Source organism: Agrococcus sp. UYP33 (genome assembly GCF_054060915.1).
In genome coordinates this window covers 717,353-736,421 of record NZ_JBSSDR010000002.1, presented here as the reverse complement: position 1 = coordinate 736,421, position 19,069 = coordinate 717,353, and the positions used below count along the sequence as shown (strand labels likewise).

The window sequence follows — 19,069 nt, the reverse complement described above, 5'->3', positions numbered from 1 at the left end:
CCCTGACAGAGAGGCACCCATGCTGCAGAACATCCCCGGCTACCAGCCCGGCACCTACGTCATCGACGGCTCGCACTCGAACGTGACCTTCTCGGTCCGCCACATGATGGTGGCCAAGGTCCGCGGCGAGATCGAGGGCCTCGAGGGCACGATCGTCCTGGCCGAGCAGCCCGAGGCGTCGTCGATCACGGCGACCGTCGACCCGTCGACCATCAACACGAAGAACGCGGACCGCGACACGCACCTGCGCTCGGGCGACTTCTTCGCGACCGAGGAGCACCCCGAGTGGACGTTCACGTCCACCGGTGCGCGCGTCGAGGGCGACGACCTCTACATCGACGGCGACCTGCAGCTCCGCGGCGTGACCAAGCCGGTCTCGCTGCTCGTCGAGTTCGGTGGCATCGGCCCGGACACGTGGGGCAACACCCGCGCCGGCGCCTCTGCCCGCACGCGCATCAAGCGCAGCGACTTCGGCATCACCTGGAACGTCGCCATCGAGTCGGGCGGCGTCATGCTCTCCGACGACATCGACATCGAGATCGAGATCTCGGCGATCCAGCAGGCGCCCGTCGCGGCCTGAGCCGATCCCCAGCAGCGGGGCCGGGGCGCGAGCCTCGGCCCCGCTGTCGCGTTCGCGGGCTAGGGCCCGGTGAAGCACGCGAGCGCGTCGGCGAGCGACCACCCGCCGCCGATCGGCACCATCGCCGTGCCGCCGGGCAGCAGGCGGCGCGCCTCGAAGGCAGGCCCGGTCGGGCCGTCGACGCGCGCGATGTAGCCGAGCGCGAGGCCGGATGCGCTGACGACGCGCCAGAGGTCGTCGCGCACGCGGCGGGTGGCGACGTGGCTCGCCTGGGGCGCCGTGCGCCGCTGGGTGCTGGACATGATGGCCATGGCCCCTCCTCTCCCTCGTCTCCGACGCTACGACGGGCCACCCACACGGGCGCGGGCTAGGCTCGACCCATGCAGGAGATCGTGCTCGCCGGTGGTTGCTTCTGGTGCCTGGACGCCGCGTATCGCGTCGTCGAGGGCGTCGAGGATGTCGTGTCCGGCTACACGGGCGGCGACGTCGCCCACCCGAGCTACGAAGCGGTGTGCACCGGCAGCACCGGGCACGCGGAGGCCGTCAAGGTCGTCTACGACGAGGAGCGGCTGCCCACCGAGGTGGTGCTCGACATGTTCTTCACCATGCACGACCCGCGCCAGCTCAACCGGCAGGGCAACGACATCGGCACCCAGTACCGGTCGGCGATGTTCTACCGCGACGACGCCGAGCGGGAGCGCTTCGAGACCGCGATCGCCCGCGCGAGCGACTGGTGGCCGGGCGAGATCGTCACGACGCTCGAGCCGCTCGGCGAGTTCTACGAGGCCGAGGACTACCACCAGGACTTCTTCGCCAAGAACCCGACGCAGGGCTACTGCCTCGCCGTCGCCGCCCCCAAGGTGAACAAGATCCGCGCCGGCTTCGCCGACTACCTGCGCGTCTGACGGTCCCCGAGGACGGACGCTCTCCACAGGTCGCGCGGTCCGTCGCACGCCGCCGTGCGTCGCGGATGCATGCTCCGTGGCATGAACGAAGACGTCATCACCGTCGTCGGGCGCCTGGGCGGCGACCCGATGCTGAAGTCCGTGCACGGCGACCGCGTCGCCGAGTTCCGCCTCAGCAGCAAGCCGAGGCGCAAGGAGGGTGAGACCTGGGTCGACGGTCCTCCCAACTGGTACTCGGTCGAGGCCTGGGGCGACTTCGCACAGCACGTCGCCACCTCGCTGCGGAAAGGCGACCTCGTCGTGGTGCTCGGCAAGCTCAAGGTCGAGCAGTGGGAGTCGGGGGAGCGGCGCGGCACGAGCGTGAAGATCCGCGCCGACCACATCGGCCACACGCTCCGCGCCGGTGCGGTCGCGAAGGACCGCAGGCCGCGTGAGCAGGACCCGGCGCGCGCGCCCGAGCCCCAGCCGGTCGCGGCGGCCGAGCCGGACCGGGAGCCGGAGCGCGAGCCCGCGATGGCGCTGACGGCGCAGGAGGCGTGGACCGCGCCGCTCGCGGAGCCCGACACGCCCTTCTGACACGCCTGGCCCGACGCCTCGAGGCGCAGAGCGCCGCCGCCGTAGGCTTGCACGGTCCGGCAGCGGCGGAGGAGGGTGCGTGCATCGGCATCGGCATCGGCACCAGATCGTCGCGGTCGCGGTCGCGGTCGCGCTCGCAGCCGCCGTGCTCGCCGGCTGCACCTCGACCGGCATCACCGAGCCGCCCGTCGCGAGCGAGGGTGCGGTCGAGACGCCGGGTGCGGTGGGTGGCGGCGCGGCAGACGCAGCGCCCGACGCCGAGCTCGACGCCTTCCGTGCCGCGATCGCCGGGCACGCCCCCACGGATCCCGACGCGCTCGTCGCCGCTGTCGAGTCCGCCGGCTTCCCGCGATCGGCGATCGAGCGCACCCGCGAGGTCGACTCGCTCGGCGCGCCGGTGACCTTCCTGCAGATCGCCGTGCGCACTGACGCGGGCTGCATCGTCGGCGAGGTGGGCGCCGGCGAGCCGAGGGCCGTGCGGGCGGCTGCGCTCGGCGGCGGCCGGTGCCTGGTCGGGGAGATCGTCACCGTAGACTGAGCGCATGGCCGAATACATCTTCTCGATGGTGCGCGCCCGCAAGACTGTGGGCGACAAGGTGATCCTCGACGACGTCACGACGGCGGTGATCCCGGGCGCCAAGATCGGCGTCGTGGGACCCAACGGCGCGGGCAAGTCGACGATCCTCAAGATCATCGCCGGCCTCGACACGCCGTCGAACGGCGAGGCGAAGCTGACCCCCGGGTACTCCGTCGGCATCCTCATGCAGGAGCCCGAGCTCGACGAGACGAAGACGGTGCTCGAGAACGTCCAGGAGGCGTTCGGCCACCTGACGGCGAAGCTCACGCGCTTCAACGAGATCTCGGCCGAGATGGCCGATCCGGATGCCGACTTCGACGCGCTCATGACCGAGATGGGGCAGCTGCAGGAGCAGATCGACGCCGCCGACGCGTGGGACCTCGACTCCCAGCTCGAGCAGGCGATGGACGCGCTCCGCTGCCCGCCGGGCGACTGGCCCGTCACGACCCTCTCCGGTGGCGAGCGCCGCCGCGTCGCGCTGTGCAAGCTGCTGCTCGAGAAGCCTGACCTGCTGCTCCTCGACGAGCCGACGAACCACCTCGACGCAGAGAGCGTGCTCTGGCTCGAGCAGCACCTCGCGAAGTACCCCGGCGCCGTCATGGCCGTCACCCACGACCGGTACTTCCTCGACCACGTGGCCGGCTGGATCTGCGAGGTCGACCGCGGTCGCCTCTACCCCTACGAGGGCAACTACTCGACCTACCTCGAGAAGAAGGCCGAGCGCCTCCAGGTGCAGGGCAAGAAGGACCAGAAGCTCGCGAAGCGCCTCTCGGACGAGCTCGAGTGGGTCCGCTCCAACGCGAAGGGCCGGCAGGCGAAGTCGAAGGCCCGCCTCGCCCGCTACGAGGAGATGGCAGCGGAGGCCGAGCGCACCAGGAAGCTCGACTTCGAGGAGATCACGATCCCGCCCGGCCCGCGCCTGGGATCGATCGTGCTCGAGGCGAACGGCCTCGAGAAGGGCTTCGGCGACCGCAAGCTCATCGACGGCCTGTCGTTCTCGCTGCCGCGCAACGGCATCGTCGGCGTCATCGGCCCGAACGGCGTCGGCAAGACGACGCTCTTCAAGACGATCGTCGGCCTCGAGCCGCTCGACGACGGCGCGCTCAAGATCGGCGAGACCGTCAAGCTCAGCTACGTCGACCAGAGCCGCTCGAACCTCGACCCGAACAAGAACCTGTGGGAGGTCGTCTCCGACGGGCTCGACTACATCCAGGTCGGCAACGTCGAGATCCCGTCGCGCGCCTACGTCAGCCAGTTCGGCTTCAAGGGTCCCGACCAGCAGAAGCGCGCCGGCATCCTCTCCGGTGGTGAGCGCAACCGCCTGAACCTGGCGCTCACGCTCAAGGAGGGCGGCAACCTGCTGCTGCTCGACGAGCCGACCAACGACCTCGACATCGAGACGCTCGGCAGCCTCGAGAACGCGCTGCTCGAGTTCCCCGGCTGCGCCGTGGTCATCACGCACGACCGGTGGTTCCTCGACCGCATCGCGACGCACATCCTCGCCTACGAGGGCACCGACGAGGACCCGGCGCAGTGGTACTGGTTCGAGGGCAACTTCGAGGCGTACGAGCAGAACAAGATCGAGCGCCTCGGCCCCGACGCGGCCAAGCCGCACCGCTCCGCGTACCGGAAGCTCACGAGGGACTGATGCGCCTCGAGGTGCCGGTGCAGGTGCGCTGGTCGGACCTGGACGCGTACGGGCACGTCAACAACGCGTCGCTGCTGACGCTCCTCGAAGAGGCGCGGGTCTCGGCGTTCTGGGCGGGAGGGCCCGAGGGCTCGCCGACGACGGCGATCATCGACGCCGGTCCGGGCGCGACGAGCATCACCGTCATCGCCCGCCAGGAGGCGGAGTACCTCGGGCAGATCCCGCACCACCGGGAGCCGATCCTCGTCGACACGTGGGTGGGCCACCTCGGCGGCGCGAGCATGCAGGTCTGCTACGAGGTGCTCTCGCCCGACCGCACCGAGCTCTACGCGCGCGCCGCGACGATCGTCGTGATGCTGGACGCGTCGACGGGCGCGCCGCGGCGGCTCACGGATGCGGAGCGCGCGGCCTGGGAGCCGTACCTCGGGCCTCCGGTCGACTTCCGGCGCGGCTGAGCCTCGCTAGGCTGGCGGCGCAACGATGCCACCACGCCGAGGAGCTGCCACCATGACCGACACCGCCGTCGACACCGCGAACGCGCCCGCCGCCCCCACGTCGATCCCGCACTGGATCGCGGGCCGCCGCCAGGAGGGCTCGAGCCGCACCGCGCCGGTCTTCAACCCGGCGCTCGGCACCGCCGTGAGCGAGGTGGCGCTCGCGAGCGCCGACGAGGTGGCCGAGGCGATCGCGACGGCGAAGGCCGCCTACCCGGCCTGGCGCGACCTGTCGATCGCGAAGCGGCAGGCGATCATGTTCCGCTTCCGCGAGCTGATCGTCAGCCGCAAGGACGAGCTCGCGCAGATCATCACCCGCGAGCACGGCAAGGTGCACGCCGACGCGCTCGGCGAGATCGCGCGTGCGATCGAGGTCGTCGAGCTCGCGACCGCCTTCCCGCTGCTGACGAAGGGCGAGTACTCCGAGAACGCGTCGACCGGCGTCGACGTCTACTCGCTGCGGCAGCCGCTCGGCGTCGTCGGCATCATCAGCCCCTTCAACTTCCCCGCGATGGTGCCGCTGTGGTTCGCGCCCATCGCGCTCGCCTCCGGCAACGTCGTGGTGCTCAAGCCGAGCGAGAAGGACCCGTCGGCGTCGATCTTCATCGCCGAGCTCTACCAGGAGGCGGGGCTGCCGGACGGCGTGCTCACCGTCGTGCACGGCGACAAGGAGGCCGTCGACACGCTGCTCACGCATCCGGACGTCCAGGCCATCTCGTTCGTCGGCTCGACGCCGATCGCGCAGTACGTCTACGAGACGGGCTCGAAGCACGGCAAGCGCGTGCAGGCCCTCGGCGGTGCGAAGAACCACATGCTCGTGCTGCCCGACGCCGACCTCGACGTGACCGCGGACGCCGCCGTCAGCGCGGGCTTCGGCTCGGCGGGGGAGCGCTGCATGGCGATCTCCGTCGTCGTCGCGGTCGACGCGATCGCCGACGAGCTCGCCGCGAAGATCGCCGAGAAGATGGGCGGCATCCGCACCGGCGACGGCACGCGCGACAACGACATGGGACCGCTCATCACGGGCGCGCACCGCGACAAGGTGGCCGGCTACATCCAGACCGCGGCCGACGACGGCGCGGAGCTCGTCGTCGACGGGCGCGACCCCGAGGTCGACGGCGACCCGAACGGCTTCTGGATCAAGCCGACGCTCATCGACCGGGTGCCGACCACCTCCTCGGCGTACCGCGAGGAGATCTTCGGCCCGGTGCTCTCGATCGTGCGGGTCGCCTCCTACGAGGAGGGCCTCGCGCTCATCAACGACAACCCGTACGGCAACGGCACGGCCATCTTCACGAACGATGGCGGCGCCGCCCGGCGCTTCCAGAACGAGGTGCAGGTCGGCATGGTCGGCATCAACGTGCCGATCCCGGTGCCGGTGGGCTACCACTCGTTCGGCGGCTGGAAGCAGTCGATCTTCGGGCAGGGCAAGGCCTACGGCAAGCATGCCTACGACTTCTACACGCGCGAGAAGGTCATCACGAGCCGCTGGCTCGACCCGAGCCACGGCGGCCTGAACCTGGGCTTCCCCTCCAACTGACCCGCCTCCTCGACGTCGCCGGTGGTCGCACGACCCGCCATGCGGGATGCGCGACCACTGGCGACGTTGAGATCAGGGGCGGCGGATGGCCAGGATGAGCGAGGTGCCGAGCTCGCCGGTCGCTGGGTTGACCTCGTCCTCGACGTGGCGTGCCTCGACGACCATGCCGAGCCGCTCGGCCACGCGCCGCGACGCGGCGTTCTCCTCGTCGAGGTGCGCGATCACCCGGTACGCGCCCATCGCCCACGCGAGCTGGAGCGCGGCGCGCGCGGCCTCGGTCGCGACGCCCTTGCCCTGCGCCTCGGCGGCGACCATCCAGCCGAGCTCCGCCTGCCGGCTCCGCAGGCTCGTGATGCGCACCATGAGGTCGCCCACGAGCACGCCGTCCAGCTCGATGCCGAGCTGCGTCGCGTCGCCGTCGCGCAGCACCACCGGGGCGCCGCCGGCCGTCCAGGCCATGAGCTCCGCCTCGGTCTGGTCCGGCGTGTAGGTCCAGCGGCGCTGGCCGGGCGCGTTGCGGTAGCCGCGCACGACGTCGATGTCGTCGGGGCGCAGCGTGCGCAGCACGAGCCGCTCCGTCCGGAGCGGCAGCGCGCCCCGCAGCGCGCGCATCGCGTCGGCCGGCGCGATCGGGTCGACCCTCATCGTGCGTCCTGGGGCACGCGCACCATGCCCTCCTGGGCGATCGTCGCGACGTGCGTGCCGTCGGCGCTGTAGACGAAGCCGTTCGCGAGTCCGCGGCCGCCGCCTGACGAGCTGGTCTTGAGCTCGAGCAGCAGCCACTCGTCGACGCGCGCCGGCCGGTGCCACCAGACGGCGTGGTCGAGGCTCGCCGCCTTGAGGCCCGGGGTCGCCCAGGCGGCGCCGTGCATGCGCACGATCGGCTCGAGGATCGCGTAGTCCGACAGGTAGGCGAGCGCGGCGCGGTGGAGCGCGTCGTCGTCGGGCAGCGGATCCTTCGCCTTGATCCAGACGTGCTGCTTGCCGTGGCGCGGGCGCGAGGGGTCGGGCACGTAGACCGGTCCCTCGACGTGGCGGATGTCGAACGGCCGCGCGACCACGGCGCGCGCCTGCGGGTGGCCGGCGTAGGGCGCGAGCAGGTCCTCCGAGCTCGGCAGCTCCTCCGGCGCGGGCAGCCCGGTCGGGATGGTGTGCTGCGAGCTGGGGCCGTCATCGGGGTCCTGGAAGGAGGAGATCATCGACATGATCGGCAGCCCGTGCTGGTAGGCCTGCACGCGGCGCGTCGAGAACGACCGGCCGTCGTGGATGCGCTCGACCGAGAACGTGATCGGCAGCTCGACGTCGCCGGGCCGCACGAAGTAGCCGTGCACGGAGTGGATGGGCCGCGGCGAGTCGACCGTGCGCTGCGCCGCGACGACCGCCTGCGCCATCACCTGGCCGCCGAAGACGCGACCGAACGGCATCGGGTGGCTCGCACCGGTGAAGATGTCCTCGCTCGTGCGCGCACCGGTGTCCTCCAGCGCGAGGGTCTCCAGCAGGATGCGGATGCGCTCGGTCATGCGGGTCCTCTCGACGGTGCCCGGTGCGGGGCCGCTCTAGTCTAGGGAGCGCATGCACGCCATCCTCGCCCTCGACGACCGCTCCCGCGCCGACCTCGTCCTGCTGCTCGACCGCGCAGCGGTGTTCGGCGATGGCTCCGTCCGGCTCGTCGCCGACGGCGAGGTCGCGCTGCTCACCACGCCGATGGCCGCCGCGAGCGGGCTGCTCGACACCGGCCCGACGGTGCTCGTCGCGCGCGCCTCGCGCATGCGCGCTGCGGCGCGTTTCGACGGCGTCGTCCCGCTCGCCGCGCTGCGCGACGCGCTGCGCGAGGGCGCCGACGTCGAGGTGCCGGACGCGATCGGACGACCCGCGTGGGCGGCCGTGTCGCCGCCGCAGGGCGGCTGGGCGCACGGCGGTGACGTGACCGCCGAGGCGGTGCGCGCGTTCGCCACGCAGGCTGCCGCCGACGTCGAGGCAGCGCTGCCCCGATCGCCCGGCGAGGCGGTGCGTCGCCGCGCCGAGCGGGCGGTGTGGGCGCGCGCGGTCGATCCGAGCGGGCTCACCGCCGGGCAGGCGGCCGCGCTCGTGGCGATGCGGTTCCTCGGCGACGCGCCCGTGCGCGTGACCACGGCGGGCGGCTGGACGCGCGCCTCCGGCCGCGCCGGCGAGGTGCTCGCCCGCTAGCAGCCCCTGGCCAGCCGATGCGGCTACGCGGCGGGGTCGAGCATGGCTGATGGATCGCCGATCTCCTCGGCGAGCTCGACGAGGATCTCCTCCGGTCCGCGCACGTAGCAGAGCAGGTAGATGCCCCGGTAGTCCTCGACCGTGCCGATCGTTTCGAAGCCGAGCCGGGCGAGCCGCTCGAGCATGCCGCGGAGGTCGGTCACCACGAAGGCGAGGTGCCGGATGCCGAGCCGGTTCGACTGCGCCGGCTGCGGCCCGTCCTCGTCGACGGGGTCGAGGAACCGGCTGACCTCGAGCCGGGCGTGCCCGTCGGGCGTCTCGAGCATCACGAGCTCGACCCGCTGGCCGGGCAGCCCCGTCACGCGCCCCGCCCACGGCTCGTCGACCCGCGCCTCGCCGACCACGCGGAGTCCGATCTCCTCGAAGAAGCCTCGTGCGCCCGCGAGGTCCTCGACGATCACGCCCACGTGATCCATCCGCTGCACCGCCATGCGCCCACGCTCGCACGTCGGCCGCGCGAGCGGAAGGACCGGCTCGCGGAGCCGCTGAGGGGCACCGACAGGGCCTCCCGGCGAGCGGGCGACCACGCGAGACTCGACGAGGCGCGCCGACGCGCGCCATCCATCGACATCGCACACCCGGGCTCACCCATGCCCGGGAGAAGGAGCACGATGCTGACCGTCAACGCATACGCCGCACCATCGGCCACCGAGCCGCTCGTCAAGACCACGATCCAGCGCCGCGACCTCGGCCCGAAGGACGTGCTGATCGAGATCGCCTACGCGGGCATCTGCCACTCCGACATCCACACCGTCCGCGGCGACTGGGGACCGATCACCTACCCGCAGGTCGTGGGTCACGAGATCGTCGGCCACGTGACGGACGTCGGGTCCGAGGTCACGAAGCACCGCGTCGGCGACCGCGTCGGCGTCGGTTGCATGGTGAACTCCTGCGGCAAGTGCGAGCAGTGCCTCGCGGGCCAGGAGCAGTACTGCCTCGAGGGCAACATCCAGACGTACAACGGCGTCGACCCCGCCGACGGCACCATCACGCAGGGCGGCTACGCCCAGGCCGTCGTGGTCGACGAGGGCTTCGTGCTCCGCGTGCCCGAGTCGCTCGACATCGAGAAGGTCGCGCCGCTGCTCTGCGCCGGCATCACCACCTACTCGCCCCTGCGCCGCTGGAACGCCGGACCCGGCACGAAGGTCGCCGTCGTCGGCATGGGCGGGCTCGGCCACATGGCCGTCAAGATCGCCGTCGCGCTCGGCGCCGAGGTGACCGTGCTGTCGCAGACGACCTCCAAGCGGGAGGACTCGCTCCGCTACGGCGCGACGGCGCACTACGCGACGAAGGACGCGGCGACGTTCGACGAGCTCGCCGGCACGTTCGACCTCATCATCAACACCGTCTCCGCGAAGATCGACATGGGTGCCTACCTGGGGCTGCTCGCCATCAAGGGGACGCTCGTGAACGTCGGCGCCCCGGCGGAGCCGCTCGAGGTCCCGGTGTTCCAGCTGATCATGGCCGGCCGCAGCTGGGCGGGCTCGGCCATCGGCGGCATCGCCGAGACGCAGGAGATGCTCGACTTCTGCGCCGAGCACGGCATCCTGCCCGAGACCGAGCTGATCGCTGCCGAGCAGATCAACGACGCCTACGAGCGCGTGCTCGCCTCCGACGTGCGCTACCGCTTCGTCATCGACGCGAAGACCTTGGCCTGACGGCGGATGCCTGATGCCTGATCACCGATGGCCGGCGGCGATGCCGCCGGCCATCGGTCTCGGCTAGCCCTCCGCGTCGAGCAGGTCGAGCAGCCCGTGGGGCACGACCTCGAGCGCGGGGTCGTCGAAGCGGTCCCGCTCGAGCCACCACACCGGATGCCCGGCGTCCGTCGTGGGCGGGAGCGTCGCATCCGCCGGCAGGTCGACCGCCAGGATCGCGACGCGCTCGTGCAGCGCGCGGCCGGCGAACACGATCCGGTGCTCGAGCTCGCCCAGCGGGCGCGGGCGCGCGGCCTCGACGCCGAGCTCCTCGCGCAGCTCGCGCACGACCGCGTCCGCCGCGGTCTCACCCGGGTCGATGCCGCCGCCGGGCGGTCGCACGAGCGTGCGGCCGGTGCCGGGCTCGGTGGCGCTCGTCACGAGCAGCGCGCCGTCGGCGCGGCGGACGACCGCGATGGCGATCGAGCGCATGCCGGCCGGATCGGCCGTCACAGCACCTGCAGCTCGGGGAGCGACGCGAGCTCCTTCACGAGCCCTCCGCCGTTCGGCGACCACACCCACGGGTGCATCGAGCGCGTCTCGGCGTGCTTGCGGCCACCGGCGAGCACCGCCTCCTGCGTCGACAGCTCCCGGATCGCGACGGCGCGCACCGAGGTGGGGTGCGCGTTCGCGAACTCGCCGTAGAGCTCCTCGTCGTGCTGGCCGTCGTCGCCGACGAGCAGCCACTGGATGTCGGGGAACTCGCGCGCGAGCCGCTGCAGCTGCGAGCGCTTGTGCTCCTTGCCGGAGCGGAAGAAGCGGTCGTGCGTGGGGCCCCAGTCGGTCAGCAGCATGCTGCCGGCCGGGTACAGGTTGCGCGAGAGGAAGCGGGTGAGCGCGGGCGCCGCGTTCCAGGCGCCGGTCGAGAGGTAGACGAAGGGGCTGCCCGGGTGCTGCTGCTTGATGCGCTCGTAGAGCACCGCCATGCCCGGCACCGGGGTGCGGCCGTGCTCGTCGAGCACGAACGCGTTCCAGGCGGCGAGCAGCGGCCGGGGGAGCGACGTGACCATGACGGTGTCGTCGATGTCGCTCACCACGCCGAAGCGCGTCGCGGGGTCGACGACGAGCACGGGCGCGACGACGGGCAGCGAGCCGGCGACGGAGACCGTCACCTCGCGCCAGCCGGGCTCGAGGCGGATCGGCACGATCGCGTCCACGACGCCGCCGCGATCGGCGGTGACGACGTGCCGGTCGTCGCCGGCCGAGATGGTGACGTCGACGTCGTTGAGCGTCAGCGACGTGAAGGATCGCCAGCCGCGCACGTTCTCGTACTGGGCGCGTTGCTCGCCGCCCGGCTCGACGAGCAGCACGCGCGCGAGCACGCGCACCCAGCCGTCGCCGCCGTAGCCCGGGTACGAGACGATCACGGGCAGCCTGCCCGAGCGCAGCGCCCGCGCCTCGCGCTGCTCGTGGAACCAGTCCTCGATGCGGGCGGCGGTGTGCTTGATCGGCTCCGGGATGCGGGCGAGCGGATCGAGCTCATCCATGCGTGACCTCCGAGCGCCGTGAACGATTCCCGACCCTACCCGGTGGTGCTTGCCGCGATGAGATCGGGACCCTGCTCGCGCACGTTCACGACCCGGTTGTCGACGACGTGCGAGGACAGGTCGGCGACGACGGAGGGCGCCTCGGCGATGACGGCCTCGAGCGCGGCCTCGCCGTCCTCGGTGGGGTCGAGCCACGCGTCGCGCATCTCGGGCGAGACGACGAGCGGCATCCGCTCGTGGATCGCGGCGAGGTCGCCGGCGGCGGCGGTGGTGAGGATGCTCGTCGACAGCAGCCAGGTGCCGTCCGGCTGCTTCCACCACGCGTAGAGGCCTGCGAACGAGATCGGCGCGTCGCCGTGCACGTAGTGCGGCGTCTTCGCGTCGCCCTCGCGGTGCCACTCGAACCAGCCGTCGGCGGGCACGAGCGCGCGCCGCTCGCGCACCGCGTCGCGGAACATCGGCTTCTCGGCGGCCGACTCGCTGCGGGCGTTGAAGGCGCGCACCCCGACCGAGATGTCGTCCGCCCAGGCGGGCACGAGCCCCCAGCGCGCCGCCTCGAGGCGGCGGATGGGCGGCGAGTCGTCGCGCGGCGCGGGCTCGACGACGATCGGCACCGTGGTGGTCGGCGGGATGTTCCAGTTCGCCTCCGGCTGGTCGGGACCGACCTCGTCGATCTCGAAGAGCGCGACGAGGTCGCTCGTCGGGGTGGCCATCACATACCGTCCGCACATGGGTGAAATGGTCTCACCTTGACGTCCCCCGGTGCGAGAGGATGTGCGCATGAGCGATCGTCCGAACGGCCAGCCCTCGGTCACCGTGCGCCACGAGCCGGTGCAGGCGCGAGCCGCGCAGCGCGTCGAGGCGCTGCTGGACGCCGCCGCGGCGGTGGTCGTCGAGCACGGCATCGAGCACCTCACGACCGCGCTCGTCGCCGACCGCGCCGGCGCCTCGATCGGCACGGTGTACCGGTACTTCCCAGACCGCGTCGCGGTGCTCGTCGCGCTCGCGGAGCGCAACCTCGAGCGGATGCGCCACGCGGTCGGTCGTGTGCTCGCGCAGCCGCACGAGACCTGGACCGACGCGACGGATGCCGTGATCGGCGCGATGATCGACACCTTCCGCGAGGTGCCCTCGTTCCGCTCGCTCCGCACCGGGGAAGGCCTCGACCTCGGGCCGGTCGCGCGGCAGGAGGTCGCGCCGCTCTTCGCCGACGTCATCGCCGAGTACGTCGCCGAGCGCTGGGGCATCGAGCTCGACGAGGAGGGGCGCGACGGCCTCGTGCTCGCGATCGGCGGGCTGGACGCGCTCGTCACCTACGCGTTCCTGCACGACCCGCACGGGGATCCGCGCTACCTCGCGCTCGGCCGCACGTGCGCGATGCAGCACCTGACCGCCGCCTTCGGCGACCCGGTGGCTCCGGACGACCCCCGAGACGGCGCACCTGTCACATAGGTATCGGCGTGTCGTTGCTGTCATATAGGTCGCGGCGAGAGGATGGAGGCATCCGAAAGGCGGCCTGATGCCCATCGTCCCTCTCGCGCAGGAGCTCGACCCGCTCGTCCTGTCCCAGTGGCAGTTCGGGCTCACGACGATCTACCACTTCCTCTTCGTGCCGATCACGCTCGGCATGGTGTGGCTGACCGCCGGCTTCCAGACGGCGTGGCTGCGCACCGGGAACGTGGACCACCTCCGGCTCACGCACTTCTTCGGCAAGCTCTTCCTCATCAACTTCGCGATCGGCGTCGCGACCGGCATCGTGCAGGAGTTCCAGTTCGGGATGAACTGGTCCGACTACTCCCGCTTCGTCGGCGACGTGTTCGGCGCCCCGCTGGCGTTCGAGGGCCTCATCGCCTTCTTCTTCGAGGCGACCTTCATCGGGCTGTGGATCTTCGGGTGGAACCGCCTGTCGCCGAAGCTGCACCTGCTGACCATCTACATGGTCGCCCTCGGCACGATGGCGAGCGCCTACTTCATCCTCGCCGCCAACGCGTTCATGCAGAACCCCGTCGGCTTCGCGATCAACGAGGCGCGCGAGCGCGCCGAGCTCACCGACATCGGCGCGGTGCTCACCAACCCGGTGCTGCTCGCCTCGTTCCCGCACACGATGTTCGCCTCCGTCATGGTCGCCGGGGCCGTCATGGTCGGCGTCGCGGCATGGCACCTCAAGCGCGCGCAGCACACGTCGATGATGTACACCGCGCTCCGCGTGGGGCTCTGGAGCGTCATCGGCGGCGGGATGCTGACCTTCATCACCGGCGACATGGTCTCGATCGCGATGGTCGCCGCGCAGCCGATGAAGATGGCCGCGGCCGAGGCGATGTACGACACGTCCTCCGGCTACGACGCATCCTTCTCGCTCTTCAGCCTCGGCACGCCGGATGGCGAGCACGAGATCTTCTCGGTGCGGGTGCCGTACCTCCTCGCACTGCTGTCGACGCACGACCCGCTCGGCACCGTCGAGGGCATCAACGACCTCGAGGCGGAGTACACCGCGCTCTGGGGACCGGACGACTACACGCCGATCATCTGGGTCACGTACTGGTCGTTCCGCTGGATGATGGGCCTCGGCTTCCTCGCCTTCGCGATCGCGATCGTCGGCCTGTGGCTGACCAGGAAGCGCCGCATCGAGCAGCCGCGGTGGGTGTGGAACGTCGCCATCTGGAGCCTGCCGCTGCCGCTCCTCGGGATGACGGTCGGCTGGGTCTTCACCGAGATGGGCCGCCAGCCGTGGCTCGTCTTCTCGCAGATGCGCACCGAGGACGGCGTGAGCCCCGGGGTGAGCGGCGGCGAGGTGCTCGCCTCGCTGCTGGCCTTCACCGCGATCTACGCGATCCTCGGCGTCATCGAGTTCCGGCTCATGCAGCGGGCCGCGCAGCGCGGTCCCGCCGAGGCGCCCGAGCTCGACGAGTCCGGCAGGCCCGCGCAACCCGTCACGGTCTACTAGGAGGCTGCCGTGGATCTCCCGCTCATCTGGTTCCTCGTCATCGGGTTCATGTTCGTCATGTACTTCGTGCTCGACGGCTTCGACTTCGGCGTCGGCATGAGCCTGCCGATCCTGGGCCGCAGCGAGACCGACCGCCGGCGCATCATCAACGCGATCGGCCCGGTCTGGGACCTCAACGAGACGTGGCTCATCGTGGCCGGCGCGAGCCTGTTCGCGGCGTTCCCCGAGTGGTACGCGACGATGTTCTCGGGGTTCTTCCTGGCGCTGCTCGTGCTGCTGCTGGGCCTCATCGCACGTGCCGTCTCGTTCGAGTTCCGGCACCAGCGCGACTCCGCCCGCTGGCGCGCGGGCTGGGACGCGTGCATCGTCGCCGGCTCCGTGATCCCGGCGCTGCTGTGGGGCGTCGCGTTCGCGAACGTCGCGCAGGGCGTGCCGATGGAGCCGCACCAGGGCGGCGCGCTCGTCACCGGCTCGCTGCTCACGCTGCTCAACCCCTACGGGCTGCTCGGCGGGCTCACGATGGTCGCCCTCTGCCTCGCGCACGGCGCCGTCTTCCTGTCGCTGAAGACCGACGGCGACCTGAAGGCTCGGGCGCACCGCCTCGCGGACCGCGCGCTGCTCACCACCGCCGGGCTCGCCGTGGTGTTCCTGCTGTGGACGGTCATCCAGAACCCGGCACCGCTCGTCATCGTGCTCGCGGCGCTCGCCGCGATCACGTGCCTCGCGGCGTGGATGCTCAACCGCGTCGAGCGCGACGGGTGGGCGTTCGCGTCGACCGCGGCGACGGTCGTGCTCGCCGTCTCGACGCTCTTCGGCTCGCTGCTGACGCGAGCGGGCGGGCCGTTCGTGATGCCCGCCTCCGACCCGGAGGGCGGCTTCGTCGGCCTCACGGTCGCCAACGCCTCGTCGAGCGCGTACACGCTCGAGGTGATGAGCTGGGCGGCGCTCGTCTGCCTCCCGCTCGTGCTCGCCTACCAGGCGTGGACCTATTGGGTGTTCCGCCGGCGCGTCACCACCGCGGCCGTCGAGGTGCTGCACTGAACGAGCAGGGATCGGACCAGCGGCGCCCGGCGGGTCCCGCTCGCCGCGGCCCGCTCGATCCGCGGCTGCTGCGGCACGCGCCGGGCGCCCGCGCGCACCTCGCGCTCGAGGCCACGATCGCGCTCGTGCAGACCGGCGCGATCGTCGCCTTCGCGTGGTTCGCCGGCCACGCGATCGGCGCGGTCGTGCAGGGTGCGCCGCCGGCGTCGATCCTGCCCGACCTCGGCCTCGCGGCGATCGCCGTCGTCGTGCGTGCCGCGGGTGCCTGGCTGTCGGGATCGCTCGCCCCTGCCGCCGCCGCGCGCGTGCAGTCGCAGCTGCGCACCGCCGCGCTCGCCCGCATCGGCGCGCACGGCAGCCCGGCCGGCGCGGCCGACACCGCGACCGCGCTCGGCCGCGGGCTCGCCGCGCTCGACGGCTGGTTCGGGCAGTTCCTGCCACAGCTCGTGCGCACGGTCGTGGCGACGCCCATCATCGTGCTCGCGCTCTGGTCGCAGGACGCGTTCAGCGGCATCGCGGTGCTCGTCTGCCTCCCGCTCATCCCCGTCTTCATGGTGCTCATCGGGCTCGCGACCGAGCACGTGCAGCGCGAGCAGTGGGCGGCGACCGGCAGGCTCGCGCGCTCGTGGCTCGACACGCTCGAGGGGCTCGCGACGCTGCGGCTGTTCGGCCGCGACCGCCGCGCGGGGGCGCGGGTCGACGCGCTGAGCGACGAGCACCGCATCCGCACGATGGCCGTGCTGCGCGTCTCGTTCGTGTCGTCGATGGTGCTCGAGCTCGCCGGCGCGCTCTCGGTCGCGCTCGTCGCCGTCTCGGTCGGCATCCGGCTGGTCGAGGGCGACATCGCGCTCGGCCTCGCGCTCAGCGTGCTCATCCTGGTGCCGGATGCCTTCCTCCCGGTCCGGCAGGTGGGCGCCGCCTACCACGCGTCCACCGAGGGCATCGAGGCGTCGCGCGCCGTGCTCGACCTCATCGAGGCGCCGGCGCTCGCGGAGCGGCCGGGGGTCGCCGTGGGCTCGGGGCTCGACGTCGGTGCCGGGCTCGTCGTCGACGCTGGTCTCGTGGTCGAGGCGCTCGAGGTGCGCCGCGGCGAGCGGTGGCTGCCGCCGGTCTCGCTCTCCGCGCGAAGCGGCGAGCTCGTCGTGCTGGCGGGGCCGTCCGGCGCGGGCAAGTCGAGCGTCATCGCCGCGCTGCTGGGCCTCGCGCCCGCGCGCGGCACCGCATCCCTCGACGGCGCAGCGCTGGAGCCCGATCGGCTCGCGTGGGCGCCGCAGGGCGCGTGGGATGCCGTCGTCACCGGTACGGTGCGCGAGAACCTGGCGCTCGGCCGAGCGTCCGCCGACGACACGGGGCTGCGCGCCGCGCTGGCCCGCGCGGGCGTCGACGTCGACCTCGACGCGCGCATCGAGCCGGCCACCGGCGGCTCCCTCGGCCTCTCCGGCGGGCAGGCGCAGCGCGTCGTGCTCGCGCGGGCGCTCCACCGCGTCGCGACCGGCGCGGCCGTGCTGCTCGCCGACGAGCCGACGAGCGCGCTCGACGCCGACGCCGAGCGGCAGGTGATCGCGGGGCTCCGCGCCGCCGCCGCCGAGGGCACGATTGTCGTCGTCGCGAGCCACCGACCCGCCGTGATCTACGCCGCGGACCGGGTGGTGCGGCTCGCTGGGGCGCCCAGCATCGAGGTGCGCGCATGACCGGCCGCGACGTGCTCGCGACGCTCGGGCAGCGCCGCCGCATGGCCGGCGGCATCGCGGCCGCGGCGCTCACCGCAGTCCTCGCGATCGCGCTCATGGCGACCGCCGGCTGGCTGCTCGCCGCCGCCTCCTTCCAGCCGCCGATCCTGCACCTGCAGATGGCGATCGTGGGCGTGCGCGCCTTCGCGGTCGGCCGTGCGGCCGGCCGGTACCTCGAGCGGGTCGTCTCGCACGACGCGGCGTTCCGCATGCTCGGCTCGGCCAGGCGCGCCGCGTTCGACCGGCTGCGCCCGGTCGCGCCCGTCGGGGTGGGCCGCTCGAGCGAGCTGATGCCGCGCCTCGTCGGCGACGTCGACCGGCTGCAGGACTGGCCGCTGCGGGTGCTCGGACCGCTGTCGTCGAGCGGCATCGCGGTGGGCCTCGCCATCGCGACGGTCGCCTGGATCCTGCCGGCGGCCGGGCTCGCGCTGCTCGTCGCGGTGGTCGTGGCGGGCGGGCTTGCCGCGCTCGTCACCGCGCGCATCGCCGGCACCGCCGACGCCGCGCTCGGTCCGCTGCGATCGCGGCTCGAGAGCGAGCTCGTCGACCACGTGCGCGCGCTCGACCTGCTGCGCGCCTACGGCGCCGAGCCCGAGCGCCGCGCCGCGATCGAGGTGCTCGACCGCGACATCGCGCAGCGGGCGCGTCGGCACGCGCTGGCGGCCGGCGCGGGCGCCGGTCTCATCGCGCTCGCCGCCGGCGGCAGCGTGCTCGTCGCGACGCTCATCGCCGCGCCCGCGGTCGCCGACGGCGGCCTCACCGGCCCGCTCGCGGCGCTCGTCGCCCTCGTCGGCCTCGCGGTGTTCGAGGTGTGGGGCGCGGTGCCGCCCGCCGTGCTCGCGTGGCGCGAGTCGCGCGCCGCCGCTGCGCGAGTGGCGGAGGCCCTCCCGGGCGACGACGCGCTCGCCGCCGTGCCCGCCGAGGGCGGCGAGCAGGAGCCGCCGCTCGGCGCGCTCGAGCTCGTCGGCCTGCAGGCGGCGTGGCCCGGCAGCGGCCCGGCATTCGCGCCGGTCGACCTGCGGGCCGAGCCGGGCGACGCCGTCGCGATCGTCGGCGCATCCGGAGCCGGCAAGTCGACGCTCGGCCTCGCGCTCGTGCGACTGCTCGAGTCGACCGGCGATTACCGGATCGGCGGCCGCGACGTGCGCGCGATCGACCCGGATGCGCTCCGCCGCTCGGTGCTGCTCGCCGAGCAGCGCCCGCACATCTTCGACGAGGACCTCGAGCAGAACCTGCGCTTCGCCCGCGAGGACGCGACCTCTGAGGAGCTGTGGGCGGTGCTCGAGCGCGTCGGGCTCGCCGGGTGGGCGCGCGAGCGCGACGGGCTCGCGACGCGGCTGGGGGAGCGCGGCGGGCTCGTCTCCGGCGGGCAGGCGCAGCGGATCGCGCTCGCCCGCGCGCTGCTCGCCGACGCGCGCATCCTCGTGCTCGACGAGCCGACGGCGAACGTCGACCGCGAGCTCGCCGAGCCGCTGCTGCGCGACATCCTCGGGGCCGCGCGCGGCGACGGCCGCATCCTGCTCGTCGTCAGCCATGCGCCGCTGCCCGACGACCTCGTGAGCCGGACCGTGCGCATCCGTGCGGCAGCAGCGCGCTGAGCGCC

21 protein-coding genes are annotated in these 19,069 nt (G+C 72.7%); 14 read left to right on the top strand and 7 right to left on the bottom strand.

Features of this window, described 5'->3' with window-relative positions; translation table 11 throughout:
• Positions 1-19: 19 nt before the first annotated feature.
• A complete protein-coding gene (locus tag ACVWW9_RS13850; protein WP_123698148.1) occupies positions 20-580 on the top strand; it encodes a YceI family protein in 561 nt (186 codons plus the stop codon).
• Positions 581-639: 59 nt separating this feature from the next.
• Here ACVWW9_RS13850 and ACVWW9_RS13845 read toward each other — a convergent pair whose 3' ends face one another.
• Positions 640-891, bottom strand: a complete 252-nt coding sequence (locus ACVWW9_RS13845; protein WP_354260281.1) for a hypothetical protein — start codon at positions 889-891, stop codon at positions 640-642.
• Positions 892-960: 69 nt separating this feature from the next.
• On the opposite strand from ACVWW9_RS13845, the gene msrA reads away from it, so the two are divergent.
• The 6 genes from msrA to ACVWW9_RS13815 all read left to right on the top strand — a co-directional run bounded on the left by msrA (position 961) and on the right by ACVWW9_RS13815 (position 6,320).
• On the top strand, positions 961-1,485 hold the full coding sequence (gene msrA, locus ACVWW9_RS13840; RefSeq protein ID WP_456515960.1) for a peptide-methionine (S)-S-oxide reductase MsrA: 525 nt from the start codon (positions 961-963) through the stop codon (positions 1,483-1,485).
• Between the two features lie 81 nt (positions 1,486-1,566).
• On the top strand, positions 1,567-2,061 hold the full coding sequence (locus tag ACVWW9_RS13835; protein WP_456515959.1) for a single-stranded DNA-binding protein: 495 nt from the start codon (positions 1,567-1,569) through the stop codon (positions 2,059-2,061).
• Positions 2,062-2,140: 79 nt separating this feature from the next.
• Complete coding sequence (locus ACVWW9_RS13830; RefSeq protein WP_456515958.1) at positions 2,141-2,599, top strand: DUF6993 domain-containing protein; 459 nt, start codon at positions 2,141-2,143, stop codon at positions 2,597-2,599.
• Between the two features lie 4 nt (positions 2,600-2,603).
• Entirely contained in the window at positions 2,604-4,286 is a 1,683-nt protein-coding gene (gene ettA, locus ACVWW9_RS13825; protein WP_456515957.1) for an energy-dependent translational throttle protein EttA, read from the top strand.
• Entirely contained in the window at positions 4,286-4,741 is a 456-nt protein-coding gene (locus ACVWW9_RS13820; RefSeq protein ID WP_123698142.1) for an acyl-CoA thioesterase, read from the top strand. Before ettA ends, ACVWW9_RS13820 begins: the two co-directional genes overlap by 1 nt.
• Positions 4,742-4,793: 52 nt before the next feature.
• A complete protein-coding gene (locus tag ACVWW9_RS13815; protein WP_456515956.1) occupies positions 4,794-6,320 on the top strand; it encodes a CoA-acylating methylmalonate-semialdehyde dehydrogenase in 1,527 nt (508 codons plus the stop codon).
• A 72-nt stretch (positions 6,321-6,392) separates the two neighbouring features.
• On the opposite strand, the gene ACVWW9_RS13810 is transcribed toward ACVWW9_RS13815, so the two are convergent.
• Together ACVWW9_RS13810 and ACVWW9_RS13805 are read right to left on the bottom strand one after the other, a co-directional pair.
• The gene (locus ACVWW9_RS13810) at positions 6,393-6,965 is read right to left on the bottom strand and encodes a GNAT family N-acetyltransferase (RefSeq protein WP_456515955.1); all 573 of its coding nucleotides are present in this window, start codon (positions 6,963-6,965) and stop codon (positions 6,393-6,395) included.
• On the bottom strand, positions 6,962-7,840 hold the full coding sequence (locus ACVWW9_RS13805; protein ID WP_456515954.1) for an acyl-CoA thioesterase: 879 nt from the start codon (positions 7,838-7,840) through the stop codon (positions 6,962-6,964). The genes ACVWW9_RS13810 and ACVWW9_RS13805 overlap by 4 nt, the downstream gene beginning before the upstream one ends.
• A gap of 52 nt (positions 7,841-7,892) precedes the next feature.
• On the opposite strand from ACVWW9_RS13805, the gene ACVWW9_RS13800 reads away from it, so the two are divergent.
• Positions 7,893-8,507, top strand: coding sequence for a hypothetical protein (locus ACVWW9_RS13800; RefSeq protein WP_456515953.1), 615 nt, complete (start codon positions 7,893-7,895; stop codon positions 8,505-8,507).
• A 23-nt stretch (positions 8,508-8,530) separates the two neighbouring features.
• On the opposite strand, the gene ACVWW9_RS13795 is transcribed toward ACVWW9_RS13800, so the two are convergent.
• A complete protein-coding gene (locus ACVWW9_RS13795; RefSeq protein WP_456515952.1) occupies positions 8,531-8,998 on the bottom strand; it encodes a VOC family protein in 468 nt (155 codons plus the stop codon).
• 180 nt (positions 8,999-9,178) lie between these two features.
• Between ACVWW9_RS13795 and ACVWW9_RS13790 the strand changes: the two genes are divergently transcribed.
• Entirely contained in the window at positions 9,179-10,225 is a 1,047-nt protein-coding gene (locus ACVWW9_RS13790) for an NAD(P)-dependent alcohol dehydrogenase (RefSeq protein WP_456515951.1), read from the top strand.
• Positions 10,226-10,288: 63 nt separating this feature from the next.
• Here the strand turns inward: ACVWW9_RS13790 and ACVWW9_RS13785 are convergent, their stop codons facing one another.
• The 3 genes from ACVWW9_RS13785 to ACVWW9_RS13775 are packed head-to-tail and all read right to left on the bottom strand — an operon-like array spanning position 10,289 to position 12,482.
• Positions 10,289-10,696, bottom strand: a complete 408-nt coding sequence (locus ACVWW9_RS13785) for an NUDIX domain-containing protein (protein ID WP_456515950.1) — start codon at positions 10,694-10,696, stop codon at positions 10,289-10,291.
• Between the two features lie 17 nt (positions 10,697-10,713).
• Complete coding sequence (locus ACVWW9_RS13780; protein ID WP_354260305.1) at positions 10,714-11,751, bottom strand: App1 family protein; 1,038 nt, start codon at positions 11,749-11,751, stop codon at positions 10,714-10,716.
• A 35-nt stretch (positions 11,752-11,786) separates the two neighbouring features.
• Positions 11,787-12,482, bottom strand: a complete 696-nt coding sequence (locus tag ACVWW9_RS13775) for an SOS response-associated peptidase (RefSeq protein WP_456515949.1) — start codon at positions 12,480-12,482, stop codon at positions 11,787-11,789.
• 49 nt (positions 12,483-12,531) lie between these two features.
• On the opposite strand from ACVWW9_RS13775, the gene ACVWW9_RS13770 reads away from it, so the two are divergent.
• The 5 genes from ACVWW9_RS13770 to cydC all read left to right on the top strand — a co-directional run bounded on the left by ACVWW9_RS13770 (position 12,532) and on the right by cydC (position 19,064).
• The gene (locus ACVWW9_RS13770) at positions 12,532-13,203 is read left to right on the top strand and encodes a TetR/AcrR family transcriptional regulator (RefSeq protein ID WP_456515948.1); all 672 of its coding nucleotides are present in this window, start codon (positions 12,532-12,534) and stop codon (positions 13,201-13,203) included.
• 67 nt (positions 13,204-13,270) lie between these two features.
• A complete protein-coding gene (locus tag ACVWW9_RS13765) occupies positions 13,271-14,695 on the top strand; it encodes a cytochrome ubiquinol oxidase subunit I (RefSeq protein WP_456515947.1) in 1,425 nt (474 codons plus the stop codon).
• A gap of 9 nt (positions 14,696-14,704) precedes the next feature.
• Positions 14,705-15,736: a cytochrome d ubiquinol oxidase subunit II gene (cydB, locus tag ACVWW9_RS13760; protein ID WP_456515946.1), complete on the top strand. Its 1,032-nt coding sequence runs from the start codon at positions 14,705-14,707 to the stop codon at positions 15,734-15,736.
• A complete protein-coding gene (gene cydD, locus ACVWW9_RS13755; protein ID WP_456516039.1) occupies positions 15,733-17,427 on the top strand; it encodes a thiol reductant ABC exporter subunit CydD in 1,695 nt (564 codons plus the stop codon). Before cydB ends, cydD begins: the two co-directional genes overlap by 4 nt.
• A complete protein-coding gene (gene cydC, locus ACVWW9_RS13750; RefSeq protein WP_456515945.1) occupies positions 17,424-19,064 on the top strand; it encodes a thiol reductant ABC exporter subunit CydC in 1,641 nt (546 codons plus the stop codon). Before cydD ends, cydC begins: the two co-directional genes overlap by 4 nt.
• Positions 19,065-19,069 lie beyond the last annotated feature (5 nt).